This is a genomic window from Terriglobales bacterium, from assembly GCA_035624475.1.
Taxonomy (GTDB): Bacteria; Acidobacteriota; Terriglobia; order Terriglobales; family Acidobacteriaceae; genus DASPRL01.
This window is the reverse complement of the sequence record DASPRL010000387.1, coordinates 1-2173: the sequence shown is the minus strand read 5'-3', so window position 1 is coordinate 2173 and position 2173 is coordinate 1. Positions and strand designations below refer to the sequence as shown.

Annotated in this window: 3 protein-coding genes; all 3 read right to left on the bottom strand. The window is 68.8% G+C overall.

Annotated elements, in window-relative coordinates; all coding sequences use genetic code 11:
* The coding region (locus tag VEG08_15095; GenBank protein HXZ29319.1) for a pyridoxal-dependent decarboxylase at nucleotides 1-733 on the bottom strand (733 nt) is incomplete at its 3' end.
* 50 nt (nucleotides 734-783) lie between these two features.
* A complete protein-coding gene (locus VEG08_15090) occupies nucleotides 784-1791 on the bottom strand; it encodes a hypothetical protein (GenBank protein HXZ29318.1) in 1008 nt (335 codons plus the stop codon).
* Between the two features lie 3 nt (nucleotides 1792-1794).
* On the bottom strand, nucleotides 1795-2173 hold a 379-nt coding region (carB, locus tag VEG08_15085; GenBank protein ID HXZ29317.1), incomplete at its 5' end, for a carbamoyl phosphate synthase large subunit.

The window sequence follows — 2173 nt, the reverse complement described above, 5'->3', positions numbered from 1 at the left end:
CGCAGAAGGGTCTGCGCCCCGCGGCCAGGTCCTGCTGGATGGCGGCGCTCAGCGCCTCGGGGCGCATGCGGAATTCGGCGTCGGTCGCGATCTTCCGCACGTTCGCCTGCCCGATGCCCAGCGCGATGGCGTCCTTCTCAATCGACGAGTGCGCCTGCTCCGAGGTGTAGAGCACCAGGTCGCCCAGGCTGCCGCGCGCGTGGGCCTCCGGATCCACCATCTCGCGGGCGCAGGCGATGGCGTGCAGGCTGCCCACCGAAGCGGTGTCGTAGATGATGCCGAAGAACTCTTCCGGAAGGCCCATCCAGCGCCGCAGCCAGGCCAGCGAGACCTGCTCCAGCTCAGCCAGCGCCGGCGAGGTTTTCCAGTGCAGGCCGTTGGTGTTGAGCGCGGCGCACAGGAATTCGCCCAGGATGGCGGGAGCGCACGAACTGGTGGCAAAGAAGGCGAAGAAGCCGGGGTGGTTCCAGTGGGTCACCGCGGGCAGGATCTTCTGCTCGAAGTCGTGCCAGATGCGCTCGTAGGGTTCGCCCTGCTCGGGCGCGGCGGCCGGCAGCGCGTCCATCAATTCGCCGGGCTGGACGCGCGCCACCACGGGATAGCGGCGCGGATCGCGCAGGTACTCCGCCACCCAGTCCACCGCCTGATGGGCGGCGCGGCGGAAGTCCTCGATGTACTCCGGGGTGATGAAGGAAGCGGGGAGTGCGGCAGGTTCTCTGGCTTCGGCAGGCATCGTAGCGGCTCCTGGAGAAGCAGCCATTCTAGCCTACCGGCTGAGTGCGGCTATTGCGGCCGCGCGACGACCAGCTCGAGTTGGAGGTTCTGGTTGCTGCGCACGAAGCTGAAGCCGCGATCGTCGGCACAGGCGAACCTGCCCAGACGGGAGAGGTCCGCAGCGTACTCGGCGGTAGTGTGTCCGGTAAGCGGGTCCACGATGCGAAGCACTCCGGGCGCGCTGCTGCCCGTAGGGTCGGCTGTTCCCTCGAATAGCAGGGCGATCTGCCCGGCGAAGGGCCGCACTTTCCGCAGCGCAGTCCCTTTGGGCGCCAGGATGGCGAAGTGGCGCACCACCTCGCCACTGGGGGCGATCTCGTAGACCGATCCACCTTGGCCCACCATCACGTCGCCGTTGCCGGCGCGGACGGCCAGCGCGGAGAGCACCAGGGCCTGGATTTCAGCCTCTGGCGGTGGCCGCTGCGCCTCCTTCGGCTTCGGGCCGCTCATCCGTACGCGCGCCTGCATCTGCCCGCGCTCGCTGAAGACCGCGGTCACAGGAAGCTGTTTCCCGTCCCGGTGCTCCCAGCCGGAGATCAGCCAGTCGCCCGAGCCGAAGGCCGCCAGGGCGCGCGGCTCCACACCGCCTTCGACGCGCGTGCTGCGCAGGAAGGTCCCGTCACGATCGAAGGTGGCGACGTACGCGGCCACGAAGTTCTCCTGCTCGTCGACCTCCGAGGCGACCAGGTAGACCTCGCCGCGGGGGCCGATCGCGATCCGCCCCCAGTCGGCCAGCTTGCGCAGTTCGGGGACGTTGCCCGGCTCGAAGCGCACCAGGTTCTGCCCGTGGTCATCGAAGCGCAGCACGTAGCTGGTGTTGGCCTCGTCGTCGAGAGTCTCGTAGATGTAGAGGTTGCCGTCGTCGTCGCAGTGGATCTCACTGGAGACCCAATCCTGCGGGACGCCGGGCAGGGGCCCGCTTTCGTACGGCTCCAGTCGAAGGGGAATCTGAGCCTGGCATGACGTGGCACCGCCGAGAGCCAGGCATCCGACGAGAGCAGCGGCCAGCAGGCGCACGGCTCACCGCGCGGCGAAGCGCTCGGCGTGCAGTTGCTGCAGGGCGCGCACCGTGACCTCGCCGCGCTGCAGGGCGGCGATGCCTTCGGCGGCAGCCCGCGCCGCACTCAAGGTGGTGATGGTGGGGATGTGGTGGGTGATGGCGGCGCGCCGGATGGCCTTCTCGTCGAAGAATGGGTCGGGGCCATGCGGGGTGTTGATGATGAGCTGGATCTTGTCCCCCTTGATCAGGTCCACCACGTTGGGCCGTCCTTCCTTGACCTTGTAGACGCGGTCCACGGCCAGCCCGGCCTTCTCCAGCACCGCGGCGGTGCCGTGCGTCGCTACCAGTTTGAAGCCCAGTTCCACGAAGCGCTGCGCCACCGCGGCGGCGTGCGGCTTG